Annotated in this window: 21 protein-coding genes and 2 pseudogenes; 8 read left to right on the top strand and 15 right to left on the bottom strand. The window is 67.9% G+C overall.

The genetic code is table 11. The features are described 5' to 3' along the window. Positions 1-23: 23 nt before the first annotated feature. Positions 24-941 carry an oxygen-dependent coproporphyrinogen oxidase gene (gene hemF / locus QMX85_RS16035; protein WP_282342487.1) on the bottom strand — a complete coding sequence of 306 codons (918 nt, stop codon included), beginning with the start codon at positions 939-941 and terminating at the stop codon, positions 24-26. A gap of 184 nt (positions 942-1,125) precedes the next feature. Here hemF and QMX85_RS16030 point away from each other — a divergent pair, with 184 nt between their 5' ends. Next, positions 1,126-2,106, top strand: a complete 981-nt coding sequence (locus QMX85_RS16030; RefSeq protein ID WP_282342485.1) for an NADPH:quinone reductase — start codon at positions 1,126-1,128, stop codon at positions 2,104-2,106. A 9-nt stretch (positions 2,107-2,115) separates the two neighbouring features. Here QMX85_RS16030 and QMX85_RS16025 read toward each other — a convergent pair whose 3' ends face one another. The 3 genes from QMX85_RS16025 to QMX85_RS16015 form a co-directional block, all read right to left on the bottom strand. Next, positions 2,116-2,673: a Sua5/YciO/YrdC/YwlC family protein gene (locus QMX85_RS16025; RefSeq protein WP_282342484.1), complete on the bottom strand. Its 558-nt coding sequence runs from the start codon at positions 2,671-2,673 to the stop codon at positions 2,116-2,118. Between the two features lie 60 nt (positions 2,674-2,733). After that, positions 2,734-3,825, bottom strand: coding sequence for a DNA-processing protein DprA (gene dprA / locus QMX85_RS16020; protein ID WP_282342483.1), 1,092 nt, complete (start codon positions 3,823-3,825; stop codon positions 2,734-2,736). Between the two features lie 81 nt (positions 3,826-3,906). Further along, positions 3,907-4,935 carry a LysM peptidoglycan-binding domain-containing protein gene (locus QMX85_RS16015; RefSeq protein ID WP_282342481.1) on the bottom strand — a complete coding sequence of 343 codons (1,029 nt, stop codon included), beginning with the start codon at positions 4,933-4,935 and terminating at the stop codon, positions 3,907-3,909. A 140-nt stretch (positions 4,936-5,075) separates the two neighbouring features. On the opposite strand from QMX85_RS16015, the gene def reads away from it, so the two are divergent. The 5 genes from def to QMX85_RS15990 are packed head-to-tail and all read left to right on the top strand — an operon-like array spanning position 5,076 to position 9,585. Next, entirely contained in the window at positions 5,076-5,582 is a 507-nt protein-coding gene (def, locus tag QMX85_RS16010) for a peptide deformylase (protein ID WP_090231372.1), read from the top strand. A gap of 54 nt (positions 5,583-5,636) precedes the next feature. Beyond that, positions 5,637-6,569 carry a methionyl-tRNA formyltransferase gene (fmt, locus tag QMX85_RS16005; RefSeq protein ID WP_282342478.1) on the top strand — a complete coding sequence of 311 codons (933 nt, stop codon included), beginning with the start codon at positions 5,637-5,639 and terminating at the stop codon, positions 6,567-6,569. After that, positions 6,566-7,888, top strand: coding sequence for a 16S rRNA (cytosine(967)-C(5))-methyltransferase RsmB (gene rsmB / locus QMX85_RS16000; RefSeq protein ID WP_282342476.1), 1,323 nt, complete (start codon positions 6,566-6,568; stop codon positions 7,886-7,888). Before fmt ends, rsmB begins: the two co-directional genes overlap by 4 nt. After that, a complete protein-coding gene (trkA, locus tag QMX85_RS15995) occupies positions 7,885-9,258 on the top strand; it encodes a Trk system potassium transporter TrkA (protein ID WP_282342474.1) in 1,374 nt (457 codons plus the stop codon). The genes rsmB and trkA overlap by 4 nt, the downstream gene beginning before the upstream one ends. Positions 9,259-9,273: 15 nt before the next feature. Then, positions 9,274-9,585 carry a tetratricopeptide repeat protein gene (locus tag QMX85_RS15990; RefSeq protein ID WP_282342472.1) on the top strand — a complete coding sequence of 104 codons (312 nt, stop codon included), beginning with the start codon at positions 9,274-9,276 and terminating at the stop codon, positions 9,583-9,585. A 12-nt stretch (positions 9,586-9,597) separates the two neighbouring features. Here the strand turns inward: QMX85_RS15990 and QMX85_RS15985 are convergent, their stop codons facing one another. From QMX85_RS15985 to QMX85_RS15970, 4 genes are all read right to left on the bottom strand, one after another. Next, on the bottom strand, positions 9,598-10,251 hold the full coding sequence (locus tag QMX85_RS15985; RefSeq protein ID WP_282342470.1) for a 7-cyano-7-deazaguanine/7-aminomethyl-7-deazaguanine transporter: 654 nt from the start codon (positions 10,249-10,251) through the stop codon (positions 9,598-9,600). A gap of 113 nt (positions 10,252-10,364) precedes the next feature. Beyond that, the gene (locus tag QMX85_RS15980) at positions 10,365-10,640 is read right to left on the bottom strand and encodes a PilZ domain-containing protein (protein ID WP_282342468.1); all 276 of its coding nucleotides are present in this window, start codon (positions 10,638-10,640) and stop codon (positions 10,365-10,367) included. Positions 10,641-10,710: 70 nt separating this feature from the next. Further along, positions 10,711-11,598: a lysophospholipid acyltransferase gene (locus QMX85_RS15975; protein ID WP_282342466.1), complete on the bottom strand. Its 888-nt coding sequence runs from the start codon at positions 11,596-11,598 to the stop codon at positions 10,711-10,713. A 70-nt stretch (positions 11,599-11,668) separates the two neighbouring features. Next, the gene (locus QMX85_RS15970; protein ID WP_273233651.1) at positions 11,669-12,223 is read right to left on the bottom strand and encodes a DNA-3-methyladenine glycosylase I; all 555 of its coding nucleotides are present in this window, start codon (positions 12,221-12,223) and stop codon (positions 11,669-11,671) included. 177 nt (positions 12,224-12,400) lie between these two features. Here QMX85_RS15970 and glyQ point away from each other — a divergent pair, with 177 nt between their 5' ends. Together glyQ and glyS are read left to right on the top strand one after the other, a co-directional pair. Continuing rightward, positions 12,401-13,348, top strand: coding sequence for a glycine--tRNA ligase subunit alpha (glyQ, locus tag QMX85_RS15965; RefSeq protein ID WP_282342464.1), 948 nt, complete (start codon positions 12,401-12,403; stop codon positions 13,346-13,348). Further along, positions 13,348-15,402: a glycine--tRNA ligase subunit beta gene (gene glyS / locus QMX85_RS15960; RefSeq protein ID WP_282342462.1), complete on the top strand. Its 2,055-nt coding sequence runs from the start codon at positions 13,348-13,350 to the stop codon at positions 15,400-15,402. Before glyQ ends, glyS begins: the two co-directional genes overlap by 1 nt. A 123-nt stretch (positions 15,403-15,525) precedes the next feature. Here the strand turns inward: glyS and QMX85_RS15955 are convergent, their stop codons facing one another. The 7 genes and pseudogenes from QMX85_RS15955 to rsxA form a co-directional block, all read right to left on the bottom strand. Next, positions 15,526-15,810 carry an RnfH family protein gene (locus QMX85_RS15955; protein WP_090231383.1) on the bottom strand — a complete coding sequence of 95 codons (285 nt, stop codon included), beginning with the start codon at positions 15,808-15,810 and terminating at the stop codon, positions 15,526-15,528. 18 nt (positions 15,811-15,828) lie between these two features. Next, positions 15,829-16,567 (bottom strand): annotated as a pseudogene (locus tag QMX85_RS15950) (electron transport complex subunit E). 16 nt (positions 16,568-16,583) lie between these two features. Beyond that, a pseudogene (locus QMX85_RS15945) lies at positions 16,584-17,105 on the bottom strand (RnfABCDGE type electron transport complex subunit G); the annotation flags it as partial. A 41-nt stretch (positions 17,106-17,146) separates the two neighbouring features. Then, on the bottom strand, positions 17,147-18,223 hold the full coding sequence (locus tag QMX85_RS15940) for an RnfABCDGE type electron transport complex subunit D (RefSeq protein ID WP_282342459.1): 1,077 nt from the start codon (positions 18,221-18,223) through the stop codon (positions 17,147-17,149). Next, complete coding sequence (gene rsxC, locus QMX85_RS15935) at positions 18,220-19,659, bottom strand: electron transport complex subunit RsxC (protein ID WP_282342457.1); 1,440 nt, start codon at positions 19,657-19,659, stop codon at positions 18,220-18,222. Before rsxC ends, QMX85_RS15940 begins: the two co-directional genes overlap by 4 nt. Positions 19,660-19,661: 2 nt before the next feature. Then, positions 19,662-20,198 carry an RnfABCDGE type electron transport complex subunit B gene (locus QMX85_RS15930; RefSeq protein ID WP_273233645.1) on the bottom strand — a complete coding sequence of 179 codons (537 nt, stop codon included), beginning with the start codon at positions 20,196-20,198 and terminating at the stop codon, positions 19,662-19,664. 11 nt (positions 20,199-20,209) lie between these two features. Continuing rightward, positions 20,210-20,791 carry an electron transport complex subunit RsxA gene (rsxA, locus tag QMX85_RS15925; protein ID WP_273233644.1) on the bottom strand — a complete coding sequence of 194 codons (582 nt, stop codon included), beginning with the start codon at positions 20,789-20,791 and terminating at the stop codon, positions 20,210-20,212. Positions 20,792-20,898 lie beyond the last annotated feature (107 nt).

The following is a 20,898-nucleotide window of genomic DNA, read 5'->3' as shown; positions in this document are numbered from 1 at the left end:
TGTGGGTCTGCGGCGCGGCGGGCTCAGGGCAGCAGGCCCAGCCAGTCGCGGTCGGTGAGGAAATATTCGGTCAGCCGGGCCTCTTCGCTGCCCGGCTCGGGCTTCCAGTCGTAGCCCCAGCGCACCTGCGGCGGCAGCGACATGAGTATCGACTCGGTGCGCCCGCCGGATTGCAGGCCGAACAGCGTGCCGCGGTCGTAGACCAGGTTGAATTCGACGTAGCGCCCGCGGCGGAAGGCCTGGAACTCGCGCTGCTGCTCGCTGAACGGGGTCGCCTTGCGGCGCTGGATGATCGGCAGGTAAGCCTCGAGGTAGGCGTCGCCCACCGCGCGCATGAAAGCGAAGCTGGTATCGAAATCCCAGGCATTGAGGTCGTCGAAGAACAGCCCGCCGATGCCGCGCGGCTCGCCACGGTGCTTGAGGTGGAAGTAGCTGTCGCACCACTTCTTGTAGCGCGGATAGACATCGGCGCCGAACGGCGCGCAGGCGGCGCGGGCCACTTCGTGCCAATGCACGCAGTCTTCCTCGACGGCGTAGAAGGGTGTCAGGTCGAAGCCGCCACCGAACCACCAGACCGATTCCTCGCCTTCCTTCTCGGCGCTGAAGAACCGCACGTTGGCGTGGGAAGTCGGTACGTGCGGGTTCTCCGGATGGATCACCAGCGACACGCCGAGCGCCTGGAAGCCGCGCCCGGCGAGCTCCGGCCGGTGCGCGCTGGCCGACGGCGGCAGGCCGTTGCCGAACACGTGGGAAAAGTTGACCCCGCCTTTCTCGATCAGCGCGCCGTCGCCGATGACCCGCGTGCGGCCACCGCCGCCCGCCGGACGCTCCCAGGCATCCTCGGCGAAGCGCGCGCGACCGTCCTCGGCCTCCAGCGCGGCGCAGATACGGTCCTGAAGGTCGAGCAGATAGGCCTTCACGGCCCCGGTCTTGTCGTTCACGAAATCACCCTGCACACAGCGGCCAAGGCCCGCGCGGCGGCGGCCGGCGGGCGGAAAAGGGCGCCAGCATAGCATTCGCCCGAGGCCTACCGCAGTTGACGCTGTCGGCCCGAGGCGGTTGGATAAAGGCCTTTCGCCGCGACGCCAACAGGCGTCGGCGCCCCATCACCGAGGAGTTGCACACATGGCCAAGCGCATCCAGTTCAGCCGCCACGGCGGTCCCGAAGTGCTCGAATACGTCGACTACGAACCCGCCCAACCCGGCCCGAACGAAGTCCGCGTGCGCAACCGCGCGATCGGCCTCAATTTCATCGACAACTACTACCGCGACGGCCTGTATGCACCGCCTGCGCTGCCCTCCAGCCTCGGCACCGAAGGCGCCGGCGAGATCGAGGCGGTAGGCGCCGGGGTGACCCACCTCAAGGTCGGCGAGCGCGTCGCCTACGCCACCGGACCGCTGGGCGCCTACAGCGAACTGCACGTATTGCCCGCCGCCAACGTGGTCCGGCTGCCGGAGAGCATCAGTTTCGAGCAGGCTGCGGCGGTGATCCTCAAAGGCCTCACCGTGCAATACCTGCTGCGCCAGACCTATCCGGTCAAACGCGGCGACATCGTGCTGTTCCACGCGGCGGCCGGCGGGGTCGGCTCCATCGCCTGCCAGTGGGCCAGGTCGCTGGGAGCGAAGCTGATCGGCGTGGTCGGCTCGGCGCAGAAGGCCGAGCAGGCCAAGGCCCTGGGCGCCTGGGCGACCATCGACCGGACCCGGGATGACATCCGCCAGCGCGTGCTGGAACTGACCGACGGGGTGAAATGCCCGGTGGTCTACGACTCGGTGGGCAAGGACACCTGGGGGATTTCCCTCGACTGCGTGGCGCCACGCGGTCTGATGGTCAGCTTCGGCAATTCCTCCGGCGCGGTCAGCGGCGTGAACCTCGGCATCCTCGCGCAGAAGGGTTCGCTGTACGTCACCCGGCCGACGCTGGGGAGCTATGCGAACAGCGCCGAGAACCTGCAGACAATGGCCGACGAGCTGTTCGAGATGATCGCCACCGGCGCGATCACGGTGGACGTCGCCCAGCGCATGGCGTTGAGCGACGCGGCCCGCGCGCAGACCGAACTGGCCGCCGGCCGCACCACCGGCTCTACGGTACTGCTGCCGGACTGACCGCCGCCGTCAGGCCTCGCGCACCACCTTGCCGGTGCGCAGGTCGCGGATCAGGCTGGGGTTCTTGCGTCCGCCCAGATAGCCGCCGAGGACGTGGTCCAGCTGCTTCGGAAAGTACTGCTCGACACGCAGGCGACTGCGCGCGGCGGGACGCCCGGAAGGGTTCGCCGACGTGGACACCAGCGGGCCGGTGAGGGCGCAGAGTTCGCCGACCAGCGAATGGTCGCTGACGCGCAGCGCAACGCTGTCGTGTTCGCCGGTGATCCATTCCGGCAGGCGGTTCTGGTGCGGCACCAGCCAGGTATTCGGGCCGGGCCAGGTGCTCGCCAGCCGCGCCAGCCACGCCTCGGGCAGGTCGTCGAGAAGGAAGTCGAACTGGCGAATGGTGTCGGCGACCAGGATCAACCCCTTCTCCACGGGGCGCTCCTTGAGCGCCAACAGCCGGTACACCGCCTCGCTGCACCAGGGATCGCAGCCCAGTCCCCAGACCGCCTCGGTCGGATAGGCGATCACCCCGCCATTGCGGACCACCCGTGCCGCCTGTTGCACTTTCCAGCTGCTGACCATCGCTCGTCTCCCGTCGCAAAAACCTGCGCAGTGTACCCAAGCGAGGCGGCGCTGGAAGCGCTAGCGCCGCACGCCGAGCCAGCGACCGGCTTCGCTGGCGACGCGGCCGTCCAGTTCGAGATCGGTGAGTGCGGCGAGCACCTTCGGCAACGGCCAGCCACTGGCCTCGGCCAATGCCTCGCTGCTGTAAGGCGCGGCGAACAGGAGCTCCAGCAGTGGATGCGTCGGCGCTGGGGGCTCGGCGACGGACGCGGTGGGCGAAACGACCTGCCAGCCGCGCAGGGCTTCGAGGATGTGCTCGACGCTCTCCACCAGCAGCGCGCCGTCGCGGATCAGCTGGTGGCAACCGCGCGCGCCGGGATGATGGATCGAGCCAGGGATCGCATAGACCTCGCGGCCCTGCTCGGCGGCCAGCCGCGCGGTGATCAGCGAACCGCTGGAGGGGCTCGCCTCGACCACCAGCACACCGACGGACAGTCCGCTGATGATCCGGTTGCGCCGCGGAAAGTTGCTCGCCTGCGGCGGGCTGTCCAGCGGCAGCTCGGACACCAGCGCGCCGCCCTCGCGGGCGATGCGTTCGGCCAGCGCCTTGTGCCGCTGCGGGTAGATGCACTGCAGGCCGGTGCCCAGCACCGCCACGGTGGCGCCGCCCGCCTCCAGAGCGCCCAGGTGCGCGGCGCCGTCGATACCCAGGGCCAGCCCGCTGGTGATCACGAAGCCGCCACGTGCCAGGCTGCGCGCGAAGCTTTGCGCGGTATCCAGACCGGGCCTGGAGGCGCGCCGGCTGCCGACGATGGCCAGCTGCGGACGCTCCAGCAGGTTTACGTCGCCGGCGACGAACAGCAGCGGCGGGGCGTCCGGCAGCTCGGCGAGCAACGCCGGATAGCGCGGGTCATCCCACATCAGCAGATGGTGGTTCGGCTGTTCCAGCCAGGCCAGCGCCGCCGCGGCGCGTTCACGAATGTCCTGGCTGCGTCGCGGCTCCGCACAACCGGCCGGCAGCCCGAGCGCGCGCCAGGCGGCGGCTGGCGCGCTGAGGGCAGCGGAAGCGCCAGCGAAGGCCTGCATCAGTCGGGCGAAGCGCCGTGGCCCCAGTTCGGGCAGGCAGTGCAGGCGAAGACGGGCTTCGAGTTCCGCGGGGGAAAGGCTCATCGGCGATCATCCTTGATCGACGCGCCGGCCAGCGGCCGGCGCCAGATAGCAGAAGCCCCGCAGTGCGGGGCTTCGGGGTGGTCAGGGGTTCTTGACCTTGTCCAGCACCGACAACTGCCGGCTGGCGGCCAGCACCAGCCCGTAACTGAGCTTCTCGTAGGTGCGAAAGACCATCATCAGGCCGGCGCGCTCGTCGGGAATCTTCACCGATTCGCCGGTGACGCGGTCGCGCACGGTTTCGCCGGTCTTGTACACCGCGAGCACGTTGCCTTCGGCCAGGCCATCGCGGCGGCCCTTGTTGATGGTCACCACGTCGAACTGACCGATCTGGTTGACGCCGCGCGGCACGTCGAGAATCACGCCATCCTCGATCGTCCGGGCCGGCTCACCGGGCATGAAGGAGGAGTTGATCGCGCGTTCCTCGGTGGGGAACAGGCGATCACCGAGGCGCACTTCCTGTGTCGAGCGGGTCAGCATCACGGTCGCAACGTCGCCTTCCTGGGCGACCATTTCGGCGGTGCCGATGTCGTCGGCGTTGATGCCGAGGAACTCCCCGGTTTTCGGATCCTTGTAGGTGCGGCCCTGGCGGAAGATGCCGTAGGCCGGCTGGTCGTCCTCGAAGGTGCCGCGGGCATAGACGCGGTCACCGCTGCCACTGACGACGCGTTCGGCATTGCCGGCGACGATGTAGGGCGCGCGGAGGAACTCCTCGGGCGTATCGACGATGCGGTTGCTCAGGAGGAAGCTGTTGATGGCGTTCAGCGGGATGGTCGGGATGGCTTCGGCCATCGGCGTGCTGCGTACCTGCGGCGACAGCTTGATGGTTCCGCGCGAGGCGCCGCGCTCAAGTTGCAGGCGCGGCTGGCCGTCGACATAGAAGAGGGTGAGGACATCGCCGGGGTAGATCAGGTGGGGGTTTTCGATTTGCGGGTTGGCGTGCCAGATTTCCGGCCACTTCCAGGGTTCACGTAGAAACTTGCCGGAAATATCCCAGAGGGTGTCGCCGCTGACCACCGTATAGCGATCCGGATGACCTTCCTTGAGCTGCACGGCTGCCTGAGCCAGACCGCCGAAGGCGAGTAGCACCAGGGCGAACAGTGATTTCCTCATGCGGTGAATCCCTTTATCATGTCCATTCACGTGAAACGCTTGGAAGCCGCCCCGTGCGGGCTTTTCAGGCGTTTTTCAAAGCTGCTCATCATCTTAGCAGCGCTATTTGAATTTATTCCACAAGTGCATCACAAACGCATATGGCGATACTGAATATCCTCGAATTTCCCGATCCGCGCCTGCGCACCATCGCCAAACCGGTGGTCAGCGTCGACGATTCCACGCGCCAGCTGATCGACGACATGTTCGAGACCATGTACGACGCACCCGGGATAGGACTGGCCGCCACCCAGGTCAACGTGCACCAGCGCATCGTGGTGATGGACCTGTCCGAAGACAAAACCGAGCCACGGGTATTCATCAACCCGGAGTTCGAAGTGCTGACCGACGAAATGGGTCAGTACCAGGAGGGTTGCCTGTCGGTGCCCGGTTTCTACGAGAACGTCGACCGCCCGCAGCAGGTCCGGATCAAGGCGCTGGACCGCGACGGCCAGCCCTTCGAACTGCTCGCCGAAGGCCTGCTGGCGATCTGCATCCAGCACGAATGCGATCACCTCAACGGCAAGCTGTTCGTCGACTACCTGTCCAACCTCAAGCGCGACCGGATCAAGAAGAAGCTGGAAAAACAGCACCGCCAGCAGGCTTGATCAGGTTTCCAAGGCTTGCTCCGGCAAGCCTTTTTGCATTCTGGAGCTCCTCTTTTGCGCATCGTTTTCGCCGGTACGCCGGAATTCGCCGCCCGCCACCTGCAGGTTCTGCTCGACGCCGGGCAGCCGATCGTCGCCGTCTACACCCAGCCGGACCGCCCGGCCGGACGCGGGCAGAAGCTGATGCCCAGCCCGGTGAAGCAGCTCGCCACGCAGCACGGGATCCCGGTGCTGCAACCGGCGACCTTGCGCGACCCCGCTGCCCAGGCCGAACTGGCGGCGCTGCAGCCGGACCTGCTGCTGGTGGTCGCCTACGGGCTGATCCTGCCGCAGGTCGTGCTCGACATCCCGCGCCTGGGCTGCGTCAACAGCCACGCCTCGCTGCTGCCGCGCTGGCGCGGCGCGGCACCGATCCAGCGCGCGGTGGAAGCCGGCGACAGTGAAAGCGGCGTGACCGTGATGCGCATGGAGGCCGGCCTGGATACCGGGCCGATGTTGCTCAAGGTGCGCACGCCGATCGCCGCCGAAGACACCGGTGGCAGCCTGCACGACCGCCTCGCGGAGCTGGGCGCACAGGCGCTGCTGCAGGCGGTCGACGGGCTCGCCGCGGGAAGCCTGGTCGACGAGATCCAGGACGACGCGCTGGCCACCTACGCGCGCAAGCTGGACAAGGACGAGGCGCGCCTCGACTGGACGCGTCCGGCCGTCGAGCTGGAGCGCCAGGTGCGCGCCTTCAATCCCTGGCCGGTGTGCCATTCGACCCTCGCCGGCGAACCCTTGAAGGTGCTCGCGGCGCGGCTTGGGGAAGGCCAGGGTCGGCCCGGCGAGATTCTCACGGCCAGCCGTGACGGCCTGAGCGTCGCCTGCGGGGAGGGCGCGCTGCTGCTCACCCGCCTGCAACTGCCTGGCGGAAAACCGCTGGACTTCGCCGACCATTACAACAGCCGCCGCGAACGCTTCCTGCCCGGCACGGTGCTCGGCCAATGAACCCGCGCCTGGCCGCCGCGCGGGCCCTGGCGGCGGTGCTTTCCGGCAAGGCCTCGCTGGGCAGCAGCCTGCCACCGCTGCTGGAGCGGGTGGACGCCCGCGACCGCGGCCTGGCCCAGGACCTTGCCTTCGGCACCGCGCGCTGGCAACCGCGACTGGCGCTGCTCGCCGAGAAGCTGCTGCAGAAACCGTTCAAGGCCGCCGACCGCGATGTCGAGGCGCTGCTGCTGATCGGCCTCTACCAGCTGTTCCATACGCGCATCCCGCCGCACGCCGCGATCGGCGAGACCGTCGCCTGCGCCGACGGCCTGAAGAAGTCGTCGCTCAAGGGCCTGCTCAACGCCGTGCTGCGCAACGCCCAGCGCGACGGCGATGCGCTGATCGCCAGCCTGGAGCGCGATCCGGTGCTGCACAGCGCACATCCACGCTGGTTGCAGAAGGCCCTGAAGGGGTTCTGGCCCGAGCACTGGCAGGCCATCTGCGCGGCGAACAACGCCCATCCGCCGTTGATCCTGCGGGTCAACCGCCAGCACGGCGCGCGCGATGCCTACTTCGCCGAACTGCAGGCCGCCGGCATCGCCGCCGCGCCCTGTGAGTTCAGCCGCGACGGCGTGCGCCTGCTCGAAGCGCGCGACGTGAAGACCCTGCCAGGCTTCGCCGAGGGCCGCGTCAGCGTGCAGGACGAAGCCGCGCAGCTGGCCGCCGGCCTGCTCGACCTGGCGCCCGGCCAGCACGTGTTCGACGCCTGCTGCGCGCCGGGCGGCAAGACCTGCCACCTGCTGGAAGCCGAGCCGACGCTCGACGTGCTCGGCGTCGACCTGGAAGAAAAACGCCTGGTGCGGGTGCGCGAAAACCTCGCCCGCCTGGGCCTGAATGCACGCCTGATCGCCGCCGACGGCCGCGCCACCGGCGACTGGTGGGACGGCCGGCCGTTCCAGCGCATCCTGCTCGACGCGCCGTGCTCGGCCACCGGCGTCATCCGCCGCCACCCGGACATCAAGCTGACCCGCCAGCCGGCGGACATCCCGGCGCTGGCCGCGCTGCAGGGCGAGCTGCTGGACGCGCTGTGGCCGACCCTCGACGTCGGCGGCGTGCTGCTCTACGCCACCTGCTCGGTGCTGCCGACGGAGAACAGCGAGGTGATCGGCGCCTTCCTCGCCCGCCAGCCCGGCGCGCGCGAACTGGCAATCGCCGGGAGCTTCGGCATCGAACAGCCGCACGGCCGCCAGTTGCTGCCGCAGGAAGACGGCCATGACGGTTTCTACTATGCCAAGCTGGTGAAGATCGCCGCGACGCCGGCGAGCAAGGAGAACGGTTGAAAATCATCATCCTCGGCGCTGGCCAGGTCGGCGGCACCCTTGCCGAGCACCTCGCCAGCGAAGCCAACGACATCACCGTGGTCGACACCGACGGCGAGCGCCTGCGCGCCCTCGGCGACCGCCTCGACATCCGCACCGTCCAGGGCCGCGGCTCGTTCCCCACCGTGTTGCGCCAGGCCGGCGCCGACGACGCCGACATGCTGGTGGCGGTAACCAACAGCGACGAGACCAACATGGTCGCCTGCCAGGTCGCCTTCACCCTGTTCCACACCCCGACCAAGATCGCCCGGGTGCGCGAATCGGCCTACCTGACACGCTCCGGACTGTTCGACAACGACGCCATCCCGGTGGATGTGCTGATCAGCCCCGAGCAGGTGGTGACCAACTACATCAAGCGCCTTATCGAGTACCCCGGCGCGCTGCAGGTGATCGACTTCGCCGACGGCAAGGCGCAGCTGGTGGCGGTGCGCGCCTACTACGGCGGGCCGCTGGTCGGCCAGCAGCTGCGCCAGCTGCGCGAGCACATGCCCAACGTCGACACCCGCGTGGCGGCGATCTTCCGCCGCAACCGGCCGATCACGCCACAGGGCGACACGGTGATCGAGGCGGACGACGAGGTGTTCTTCATCGCCGCGACCGGGCACATCCGCGCGGTGATGAGCGAGATGCGCCGGCTGGAAAGTGACTACAAGCGCGTGGTGATCGCCGGTGGCGGGCAGATCGGCGAACGCCTGGCCGAAGCCATCGAGAGCCGCTACCAGGTGAAGGTGATCGAGATGAACCCGGCGCGCTGCCGGCACCTGTCGGACTCCCTGGACAGCACCATCGTGCTGCAGGGCAGCGCCTCGGACCGCGACCTGCTGCTGGAGGAGAACATCGCCGACGCCGACATCTTCCTCGCCCTGACCAACGATGACGAAGCCAACATCATGTCCTCGCTGCTGGCCAAGCGCCTGGGTGCGCGCAAGGTGATGAGCATCATCAACAACCCGGCCTACGTCGACCTGATCCAAGGGGGCGAAATCGACGTGGCGATCAGCCCGCAGCTGGCGACCATCGGTTCGCTGCTGTCCCACGTGCGGCGCGGCGACATCGTCAGTGCCCACTCGCTGCGGCGCGGCGCCGCCGAAGCGATCGAGATCGTCGCCCACGGCGACTCGCGGTCGAGCAAGGTGGTCGGGCGGATGGTCGAGGAAATCGCCCTGCCGTCGGGGACCACCATCGGCGCCGTGGTGCGTGACGAACAGGTACTGATCGCCCACGACGACACGCTGATCGAGTCCGGCGACCACGTGATCCTGTTCCTCGTCGACAAGAAGCACATCCGTGACGTCGAGCGCCTGTTCCAGGCCGGCCTGACGTTCTTCTGATCCGCGGAGGCGCGCATGCTCGAGTCGCTGGAAAGGATGCTTGCCAGGGGCGTCGACAATTCGCTGCTGCGCTTCGGCCTCGGCAAGGGCTACCTGGACGCCGGCGACTTCCCGCGCGCCGCCGGGCACCTGCGCCGCTGTGTCGAGCTTGATGCCACCTATTCCGCGGCCTGGAAGCTGCTCGGCAAGGCGCTGTTGCAGGCCGGCAATCCGGCGGCCGCACGCGAGGCCTGGGGCCAGGGCCTGCAAGCCGCGCAGGCGCGCGGCGACAAGCAGGCGGAGAAGGAGATGACGGTGTTCCTGCGCAAGCTGGACAAGCAGCGCTGAGGCGCTAGTGGATCAGGACGACAGCGCCGGGCTGCGCGGCAGCTGGCGCACGATCCAGTTCAGCAGAATCCCGTAGAGCGGCACGAAGAGGATCAGGCTGACCGTCAGCTTGATCGCGTAGTCGACGCTGGCGATCTCCACCCAGTTCGCCGCCATGAACGGGTCGCTGCTGTGCCAGAAGGCGATGGAGAAGAACACGAAGGTGTCCAGCAGGTTGCCGAGGATGGTCGAGGCGGTCGGCGCGATCCACCACTGGCGCATGCGCCGCAGGCGGTCGAACACCTGGATGTCGAGCAACTGGCCGAAGGCGTAGGCGAGGAAGCTGGCCAGGGCGATGCGGAAGACGAACAGGTTGAACTCGCCCAGCGCGGCGAAGCCGCCGAAGGCGCCATCGTGGAACAGCACCGAGACGATGTAGGAGGCGATCAGCGCCGGCAGCATCACCTTGGCGATCACCCGCCGCGCCGGTTCCTTGCCGAGCAGACGCACGGTGAGGTCGGTGGCCAGGAAGATGAACGGGAAGCTGAACGCGCCCCAGGTGGTATGCCAGCCGAACAGCGAGATCGGCAGCTGCACCAGGTAGTTGCTGGCGATGATGATGAGGATGTGGAAAGCGATCAGACCGGCCAGCGTCGCGCGGCGGGCCGATGAGGAAAACGTCGGCATCTTGCGTCCTTTTTGGAGTGATGGGGTGAGGGAACCCATTTCAGCGGCCGGCATTCTAGCCGCAGTGTCGCGTGCTGGTAAGCGTTTTCGTCGGCAGGCCGGCGAGCGGTGGCCTAGCCGGCCTCTTCGTCGACGATGAAGCGCACCCCGACGCCTTCGCCGTCCGCGCGCATCACCTGCATCCTCAGCACCGGCGCCTCGATCGGCAGGTCCTGCACCTGGCCGCTGATCAGCGTGCCGGTGGCGAGACCAACCAGTTGCGGGTGAAGGATGAAGACGCCGCCATCGGAGAGGTCGCGGGTCTGCGCGATGAGTTCACCGAAGCTTTCATGGCTGACCTTGATTCTGCACTTCATCGGGATGCGCGGATGGCGACGCTGATTAGACATGAGCAGCTTCCTCGGCATGGTGGCCACTTAATACCGTAGTTCGCCCCTCACGCCCAGCCCGCAGGGCACTTCAGTACCAGCGGGCCTCCCCTTCGGGGCGCTTCTTGAAACGCTTCATCGTCCACATGTACTGGCTGGGGTAGGTGCGCACATAGTTGCCGATGGTCTCGCTCATTGACGCCACTGCCGCCTCGACGTCCTCGCCGTACATGGCCTCCGGCGCCGCTTCGATGATTACCCGATAACCGGAGCCGTCTTCCAGGCGCAGCGCGTGGAGGAACACGCCCAGGGATTTCTTGTGGTCGAGCATGCCGGGGACGAACTTGCTGGTCAGCGCCCGCGTGCCGAGGAAGGGCACGAAGAAGCCGGCGGAAAGCGACGGCTCGGGGTCGGCGGGAATCCCTACGGCGCCGCCGCGGCGGACTTCCTTGATCACGCTGAGGATGCCTTCGCGGGTCGATGGCGCAACGCGGTTGCCCATCTGCACGCGCTGGCGTTGCAGCAGATCGTCGACCGCCTTGAGCTTCGGCGGGCGGTAGAAGATGATCGGTTTGCACTGTGCGCAGTAGAAATGGTTGAGCACTTCCCAGTTGCCCAGGTGGCTGGTGATGCCGACCACGCCCTTGCCCGAGGCGAGTGCCTGCTGCAACACCTCGAGCCCCTGGACTTCACGCACCAGCGCCAGCGACTTGCCCGCCGGCCAGATCCACGCGCAGGCGCTTTCGGTGAGGGTCTTGCCGATGTCGATCAGGCTTCGGCGCAGGAGTTTTTCCAGCGCATCGGCATCCAGTTCCGGGAAGCACTTGCTCAGGTTGATCCGCGCCACTTCGCGCGTATCGGTGGGCAGCCGCCACATCAGCCAGCCGATGAACGCACCGAGCCCCTGCACCACGCGCCAGGGCAGCAGCGCGAACAGGCGCAGGAAGCCGACGACCAGGGCGCCTTTGAGCTTCTCCACGGGGGACTCCGATGTTCAAAAGGCCCGCATTGTACCCGTCTCGCCCACGCCTTTCAGCGCTACGGAGGTATCAGTTCATTGACAGAGCGCTATGACGATCGCATTCGAGGGTGTGGTCCATCACCATTCCGGTGGCCTGCATGTACGCATAGCAGATGGTCGGACCGACGAAGGTGAAGCCGAGTTTCCTGAGCGCCTTGCTCATCGCTTCGGCTTGCGCGGTCACCGCCGGCACGTCGCCGCGCCCGTCGAAGCGGTTGATCCTCGGTTGGCCGCCAACGAACGACCAGAGCAGCGTCACCGGGTCCTCAAGCTTCAGCCAGGCCTGCGCATTCCGGCGCGCGGCCTGCAGTTTGAGCCGGTTGCGGATGATGCCGGGGTCCTGCATGCGCTCCTCGATCTCCTCGTCGGTCATCCGCGCCAGGCGCTCGGCATCGAAACCGAACAGCACCTCACGGTAGCGCTCGCGCTTCTTCAGCACGGTTATCCACGACAGTCCCGCCTGGAAACCTTCGAGCAGCAGCATCTCGAACAGCCGCTGCGGATCGCGCTGCGGCACACCCCATTCCTCGTCGTGGTAGGCGATGTAGAGGGGATCGTCGGTGCACCAGAAGCAGCGCGGCATGGGCGTGGACCTCAGGGGGAAGGGCTGGACACTATAGCCAAGACACTGGTTAAAAAAACAGGTATCGAGCAGCGATTCGCGCTTCGAGGACCGACGTCGGGCTGCGCGCCCTGCGGGATGGCCGCGGCTTCGGTATACTCCCCGGTTTTTCGTCGCAGCCTCAACGGGTGATCTTTCTTGAGCCAGACCAAGCCCTCCGTGCGCACCTTCCAGGATCTGATTCTCGTCCTCCAGCAGTACTGGGCCGAGCAGGGCTGCGTGGTGATGCAGCCCTACGACATGGAAGTGGGCGCCGGCACCTTCCACACCGCCACGTTCCTGCGCGCCATCGGCCCGGAAACCTGGAACGCCGCCTACGTGCAGCCCTCCCGGCGTCCGGCTGACGGCCGCTATGGCGAGAACCCCAACCGCTTGCAGCACTACTACCAGTTCCAGGTGGTGCTCAAACCCAATCCGGAAAACTTTCAGGAGCTTTACCTCGGCTCGCTGAAGCGCATCGGCCTCGATCCGCTGGTGCACGACATCCGTTTCGTCGAGGACAACTGGGAATCGCCGACCCTCGGCGCCTGGGGTCTCGGCTGGGAAATCTGGCTGAACGGCATGGAAGTCACCCAGTTCACCTACTTCCAACAGGTCGGCGGCATCGAGTGCTACCCGGTGACCGGCGAGATCACCTACGGCCTGGAGCGCCTGGCCATGTACCTGCAGGGCGTCGACTCGGTCTACGACCTGATCTGGACCGACGGCCCGTTCGGCACCGTGACCTACGGCGACGTGTTCCACCAGAACGAGGTGGAGCAGTCCACCTACAACTTCGAGCACGCCAACGTCGACAAGCTGTTCGAGCTGTTCGATTTCTACGAGTCCGAGGCCAACCGCCTGATCGAGCTGGAGCTGCCGCTGCCGACCTACGAGATGGTCCTCAAGGCCTCGCACACCTTCAACCTGCTCGACGCCCGCCGCGCCATCTCGGTGACCGCGCGCCAGCAGTACATCCTGCGTGTTCGCGCACTCGCCCGCGCCGTGGCGCAGAGCTACCTGCAGGCCCGCGCGCGCCTCGGCTTCCCGATGGCCACTCCTGAATTGCGTGACGAAGTACTGGCCAAGCTGAAGGAGGCCGAATAATGACCACCAAGGATTTCCTGGTTGAACTGGGCACCGAAGAGCTGCCGCCGAAAGCGCTGAAAAGCCTCGGCGATGCCTTTCTCGCCGGCATCGAAAAAGGCCTCAAGGCCGCCGGCCTCGGCTACGCTTCCGCGCGCGTCTACGCCGCGCCACGGCGTCTCGCGGTGCTGGTCGAGCAGTTGGACAGCCAGCAGCCGGACCGCAGCGTCAACCTCGACGGCCCGCCGATCCAGGCTGCCTTCGACGCCGAAGGCAACCCCACCGCCGCGGCGCTGGGCTTCGCCAAGAAATGCGGCGTCGACCTCGCCGAGGTCGACCGCAGCGGCGCCAAGCTGAAGTTCAGCCGCAGCATCCCCGGCCAGCCCGCCATCGGCCTGCTGCCGGGCATCGTCGAGACCTCGCTGAACGACCTGCCGATTCCCAAGCGCATGCGCTGGGCGGCGCGCAAGGAAGAGTTCGTACGCCCGACGCAATGGCTGGTGATGCTCTTCGGCGATGACGTGATCGACTGCGAGATCCTCGCCCAGACCGCCGGCCGCGAGAGCCGCGGGCACCGCTTCCACCACCCCGACGCGGTGAGCATTGCCAGCCCGGCCGCCTACGCCGAAACCCTGCGCGGCGCCCACGTGATCGCCGACTTCGCCGAGCGCCGCGCGCTGATCGCCGCCCGCGTCAGCGAACTGGCCGCGGCCGAGCAGGGCAGCGCGATCGTTCCGCCGGCGCTGCTCGACGAGGTCGCCTCGCTGGTCGAATGGCCGGTGCCGCTGGTCTGCTCGTTCGAGGAACGCTTCCTCGCCGTGCCCCAGGAAGCGCTGATCTCCACCATGCAGGACAACCAGAAGTACTTCTGCCTGCTGGACGCCCACGGCAAGCTGCTGCCGCGCTTCATCACGGTGGCCAACATCGACAGCCTGGACGCGGCGCAGATCGTCTCCGGCAACGAGAAGGTGGTGCGTCCGCGCCTCACCGATGCCGAGTTCTTCTTCAAGCAGGACAAGAAGCAGCCGCTGGAAAGCTTCAACGAGCGGCTGAAGAAGGTGGTCTTCCAGGCCCAGCTCGGCACCGTCTACGACAAGGCCGTTCGCGTCTCGAAACTGGCGGCGTTCATCGCCGAACGGGTCGGCGGCGATGCGCGCAACGCCGCGCGTGCCGGCCTGCTGAGCAAGTGCGACCTGGCCACCGAGATGGTCGGCGAGTTCCCCGAGATGCAGGGCATCGCCGGCTACTACTACGCGCTCAACGGCGGCGAGCCGGAAGACGTGGCGCTCGCGCTGAACGAGCAGTACATGCCGCGCGGCGCCGGCGCCGAGCTGCCGACCACCCTGACCGGCGCCGCCGTAGCGGTGGCCGACAAGCTCGACACCCTGGTCGGCATCTTCGGCATCGGCATGCTGCCCACCGGCAGCAAGGACCCCTACGCCCTGCGTCGCGCCGCCCTCGGCGTGTTGCGCATTCTCATCGAGAAGGGCCTGGACCTGGACCTGAACGAGACCGTGGCCTTCGCCATCCGCCAGTTCGGCGGCCAGGTGAAAGCCAACGGCCTGGCCACCCAAGTGCTGGATTTCGTCTTCGACCGCCTGCGTGCGCGCTACGAAGACGAAGGCGTGGACGTCGCCGCCTACCAGGCGGTACGCGCGCTGCAGCCGGGCTCGCCGCTGGACTTCGACCAGCGCGTGCAAGCGGTGCAGCTGTTCCGCCGCCTGCCGGAAGCCGCTGCCCTGGCCGCCGCCAACAAGCGCGTGTCGAACCTGCTGGGCAAGTTCGACGGCACGCTGCCGGCCGGCGTCCAGGCGCACTACTTCGACAACCCCGCCGAGTTCTCCCTGTATGCCGCGATGCAGCAGGCCGACCAGGCGGTCCGGCCGATGGCGGCGGCGCGGCAGTACAGCGAGGCGCTGGCGCGCCTGGCCGCGCTGCGCCAGCCGGTGGATGCGTTCTTCGAAGCGGTGCTGGTGAACGCCGAAGACGCCTCGGTACGCGCCAACCGCTACGCGCTGCTGGCGCAGTTGCGCGGGCTGTTCCTCGGCGTGGCGGACATTTCGCTGCTGGGGTGAGGAATGGGGGATGCCGCCACGCGGCTGACCCCTGCTGCGCGCCGAAGCCGGCGGAAACGCCGGCTGCTACGGCACGCGGTGCCGAACGCGGTTCAGGGGAGGGCTACACCCGTCCCGCCGGCCTCAATCGTCATCGTCGTCGTCATCATCCATCTTGCGCCGCGGCACCAGCTTGGGATCGACCAGGATGGCGCGGTAGATCTCCACGCGGTCGCCCGGCTGCAGCGGGGCCTCCAGCTTCACCAGCTTGCCGTAGATGCCGACCTTGCTCTTCGCCAGGTCCAGCGCCGGGAAGCGCTTGAGCACCCCCGAACGCTCGATGGCGTCGCGCACGCAGCAGTCCTCCGGCACGTCCAGTTCCAGCCAGGCCTGGTTGTTGGCCTCGGCATAAGCAACGACGATCTGCATGTTATTGCTCCCTGAAAGTCAGTGGCAGCCACCGCCGCCGAGCGCGGCGGCGGGTACGGCCTGGATGCCCTGGCGTGCCTGCTGGCGCTGGTCGATCCAGCGTTTGAGCGCGAGCAGGAAGCCCAGCGCGAAGAACGCGCCCGGCGGCAGGATCATCAGCAGGAAGCCCTTGTAGTCGGGGATCACCTGGGTCTCGAGGAAGGCGAACGACGAGCCGAGCAGCAGGTGCGCGTCGGCGAACAGCGTGCCGTTGCCGATCAGCTCGCGGATCGCGCCGATCAGGGTCAGCGCGAAAGTGAAGCCCAGCCCCATGAACAGGCCGTCGAGGGTCGAGACGACCACGCCGTTCTTCGAGGCGAAGGCCTCCGAGCGTCCAAGCACCGCGCAGTTGGCGACGATCAGCGCGATGTACAGACCAAGCACCTGGTACAGCGCGTGGGCCCAGGCGTTCATCATCATGTCCAGCAGCGTCACCAGGGTGGCGATGATGACGATGAACACCGGGATGCGGATGGCCTCGGTCACCGCCTGGCGAATCATCGAAACCAGCAGGTTGGCGCAGACCAGCACGAGCGTCGTGCACAGGCCCATGCCCAGGCCGTTGGTCGCCGAGCCGGTGACCGCCATGGTCGGACACATGCCGAGCACCTGGGCGAACACGATGTTGTTGCTCCACAGTCCGTCCTGGGCGATGCGCAGGTAGTTGCTCATTGCGATTCTCCGGCGGCGAGGGTTTCGCCTAACAGTTGCTGGCGATGGCTGGCGAAGAACTCCAGGCCCTCACGGATTTCCTTGACCACCGCGCGCGGGGTGATGGTGGCGCCGGCGAACTGGTCGAAGTCGCCGCCGTCCTTCTTCACCGCCCAGCGCTCCACGGGCGGATTGCCCAGCGAGAGACCCTGGAAGCGGGTGATCCAGGGGTTCTTCTCGACGTCGATCTTGTCGCCCAGCCCCGGGGTTTCCTTATGCTTGAGCACCCGTGCGCCGAGCAGCGCGCCTTCCGGCGAAATGGCCAGCAGCACCTCGATGTCACCGGCATAGCCACGCCCGTGCACGGCGAAGATCGCCGCCACCGGCTTGCCCTGCAGCGTGGCGCGGTAGACGTCGAGCGGCCCTTCCGGGCCGTCGACCTGCGCGCGGGTCTGCAGCAGGTCGTTGTCGTAGCTGCCGTGCGGCAGCACGCGGGACAGGTTGTTGCGCAGGTCCTGGGCCTCGGCGGCGAGGATCGGGTCGTGCGTGCGCTGCGCCGCCCAGCCGAGGGCGGCGCAGGTGACCAGGACCACGGCGCCGAGCATCAGGCTCTGGTAGCTGAGGTAGCCGTGCAGACGCTGCCAGTTCATGGCGCCCTCCGGTTGAATGGTTGCAGGGCGGCACCCTGGCGAGTGCGGCCATAGATGCGCGGACGCAGGTAACGGTCGATCAGCGGGGTCGCCGCGTTCATCAGCAGCAGGGCGAAGGCCACCGCCTCGGGATAGCTGCCGTAGGTGCGGATCAGGTAGATCAGCACGCCGCACAGCAGGCCGAAGAGCAGCCGCCCGGCGGCAGACGCCGGGCAGGTCACCGGGTCTGTGACGATGAACCAGAGGGTCAGCATGAAGCCGCCGGAGAGCAGGTGATAGAGCGGGCTGGCATAGCGCAGCGGATCGATCAGGTACATCGCCAGCGCCGGCAGGGCGAGGCCGAGGGTCAGCCCCACGGGCGCCTGCCAGGTGATCACCCGGCGCGCCAGCAGGAAGCAGCCGCCGAGCGCCAGCAGTAGGGCGGAACCCTCGCCCATGCTGCCGGCGCGCTCGCCGAGCAGCGCCTGCAGCGGTCGGTAGATGTCCGCCAGCGCCGCGCTCAATGCGCTACCGCGGCTCAGCTCGGTCTTCACGTGGCCGAGCAGGGTGGCCGAAGCGTAGGCATCGGTCTGCGCCCCACCGAAGGTGATCTGCAGAGACTCGATGATACCCGGCGCCGGCAGGCTGCCCAGCGCGAGCGGCTGCACCCAGCGGGTCATCTCCACGGGGAAGGCAATCAGCAGGATCACGCGTGCCGCCATCGCCGGGTTGAACAGGTTCTGCCCCAGCCCGCCGAACAGCTGCTTGACCAGCCCGATCGCCAGCAGCGCACCGACCAGCGCCACCCACCAGGGCGCCCACGGCGGCAACGAAAGTGCCAGCAGCCAGCAGCTGAGCAGCGCCGAACCGTCGCCGAGGGCGCGCAGCGGGCGTTTCTGCAGGCGCAGGCAGAGCGCCTCGATGAGCAGCCCGCAGAGGATGCAGGTGAGGAACAGGAAGAGTGCCGGCCAGCCGTACTGGCTAAAGCCGTAGAGGGTCGCGGGGAGCAACGCGAGGATCACCTCGAGCATCATCCGCCGCAGGCTGGGCCCGGCGTGGGCGTGTGGCCCGTGGACCACGCTGGTCTCGCTCATTGGCTTTTCTCCGTCTGCGCCATGGCCGCCGCGCGACGCGCCGCCAGCCGCGCCTGTTCGCGGGCGAAGCGGGCCTCGCGCTGCTCGGCGAGCCGGCGCGTGGCGTCCAGCTTGCGTTGCTGGCGGGCCATCGTGGCCAGCTCGTTGCGCGCGTAGTTGAAGTAGTGGGTCAGGGGGATGTTCGACGGGCAGATGTACGAGCAGGCGCCACAACCGATGCAGTCCTTCAGGCCCAGGGCCTGCGCGCCCTTGAGGTCGCCGTTGCGGATGTAGGCGGCCATCTCCAGCGGCATCAGCCCCTGCGGGCAGCCGCGTACGCAGTTAGCGCAGCGCACGCAGGGCTCCGGCGCCCGCTCGGCGACTTCCGCCGCGGAAAGTGCCAGCACGCCGCTGCAGCCCTTGACCACCGGCACGTCGGCACGCGGCAGTTGCATGCCCATCATCGGCCCGCCCATGACCAGGCGTGCCGGGGTTTGCAGATAGCCACCGGCGCCTTCGATCAGGCGGCTGATGAGGGTGCCGAAGGGCACTTCCCAGTTGCCCGGGTGGGCCATCGCGCCGCCGGCCAGGGTGACGATGCGCGACACCAGCGGTTGCCCGTGGACCAGGGCGCGCGCGACGCTGTAGGCGGTGGCGACGTTGTGCACCAGCACGCCGGCGTCGGCGGCGCGGCCGCCAGCGGGGATTTCGCGGCCGGTCAGCCATTTCACCAGTTGCTTGTCCGAACCCATCGGGTAGCGGCTGGGCACCGACTGCACCTCGACTTCAGTACCGAGCGCGGCCAGGCGCAGCGCGGCGAGGGCTTCGGGCTTGTTGTCCTCAACACCCAGCAGCACCTGGCGCGCCTGCACGGCATGACGGATCAGCCGCGCGCCGGTGATCACCTCGGCGGCGCGCTCGCGCATCAGCAGGTCGTCGCTGGTCAGGTAGGGCTCGCACTCGCCGCCGTTGATCACCAGCGTATCGATGCCGCGGCGCAGGCTCAGCTCCAGCTTCACCGCGGAAGGAAAGGTCGCTCCGCCGAGGCCGACGATACCGGCCTCGCCCACCCGCCGGCAGACGTCTTCCGGCGCCAGGGCGAAGGGATCGGCGGCGACCTCCAGGTCGACCCAGCGGTCGTCGCCGTCGACTTCCAGCACCAGCGTCGGCAGCGGCAACCCGGACGGGTGCGGCGCCGGGTATTCGCCGAGCGCGCGCACCAGCCCGGACGTCGGCGCATGCAGCGGCGCGGAGATGTTGCCCTGGCCGGCGGCCAGCAGTTGACCCTTGAGCACGCGCTGGCCGACGCCAACCACCGGCATGGCCATCTCGCCGACGTGCTGCTGCAGCGGGATGAACAACAGTTCGGGCAGCGGAAGTCGACGGATCGGCTGCGCGCTGGACTCTTCCTTGCGACCGGCCGGATGGACCCCGCCGCGCCAACGATTCCATTTCATCCTCATACCTCTCGGGTCGCCAGGGGCCGTTCCCAGCCCCAGGTCAGCAGGCTCGGGGCCACCGGGGTCAGCTGTATCGCCTCGGTGGGGCAGATCGCCTGGCATTTGCCGCAGGCGGTGCAAGCGTCGCCGAACACCTGGTGCAGTTGCTTGGCGGCGCCCATCACCGCATCGGTCGGGCAGACCTTGAAGCAGCGGGTGCAGCCGATGCACAGGTGCTCGAGCACCTGCGCCACGCGCGGCACGTCATCGGGCATGTCGGCGAGGTTCATCTCCACGCCGAGGCGCTCGGCCAGCGCCTGGGCCACCGCGCGACCACCGGGCGGGCACAGGGTCAGCGGAGCCTCGCCCTTGGCCAACGCCTGTGCGGCGCCGGCACAGCCGATGTAGCCGCACTGGCCGCACTGGCTGCCGGGAAGCATCTTCAGCAGCTCTTCCTCGAGTTCATCGCGCGGCACGCGCAGCAGGCGGTCGGCACCGCCGAGCAGGAAGCCCAGGGCCAGGCCGAGGGCGGTCAGCGGCATTACGGTCATCAGCATGGAGGTGCTCCTTAAAGTCCGCCGAGGCCGGCGAAGCCCATGAACGCCACGGCCAGCAGGCCGGCGCAGACGAAGGCGATCGGCGAGCCGCGGAACAGCGCGGGGGTGTCGGCCAGCGCCAGACGCTCGCGCAGGCCGGCGAACAGCACCATTACCAGGGTGAAGCCGAGCGAGGAGCCGAAGCCGTCGAGCAGTGAGACGGCGAAGCCGGCCTTGCTCGATGCGCTGACCAGCGGAATACCGAGCACCGCGCAGTTGGTTGTGATCAGCGGCAGGTAGATGCCGAGCACCTGGTACAGGCCGGGGCTGACCTTGCGCACCAGCATCTCGGTGAACTGCACGAGCGTGGCGATGATCAGGATGAACGCGAGAATGCGCAGGAACTGCAGCCCCAGCGGCGCCAGCATGAGGTTCTCGACCAGCCAGCAGCAGGCGGCGGCGAGGGTGAGCACGAAGGTGGTCGCCATACCCATGCCGAGGGCGCTGTCGATCTTGCTCGACACCCCCATGAACGGGCAGAGGCCGAGAAACTTCACCAGGATCACGTTGTTGACCAGGGCGGTCGAGAGCAGCAGTAGCAGATAGTCAGACATGGGGGCACCTCCTTGGCTGTCCCAGCGCAAGCGCCGTGCCAGTCGAAAAAAGTGCGGCAAGCCCACGTCATTCGGGGCCTGCGCCCAATCGGAGGGCATCGCGGAGC

This window comes from Pseudomonas sp. PS02288, from assembly GCF_029959715.1.
In the GTDB taxonomy this organism is placed as follows: Bacteria; Pseudomonadota; Gammaproteobacteria; order Pseudomonadales; family Pseudomonadaceae; genus Pseudomonas_O; species Pseudomonas_O kuykendallii.
Note: the sequence above shows the minus strand (reverse complement) of the source record. Positions and strands in the feature narration are given on the sequence as shown.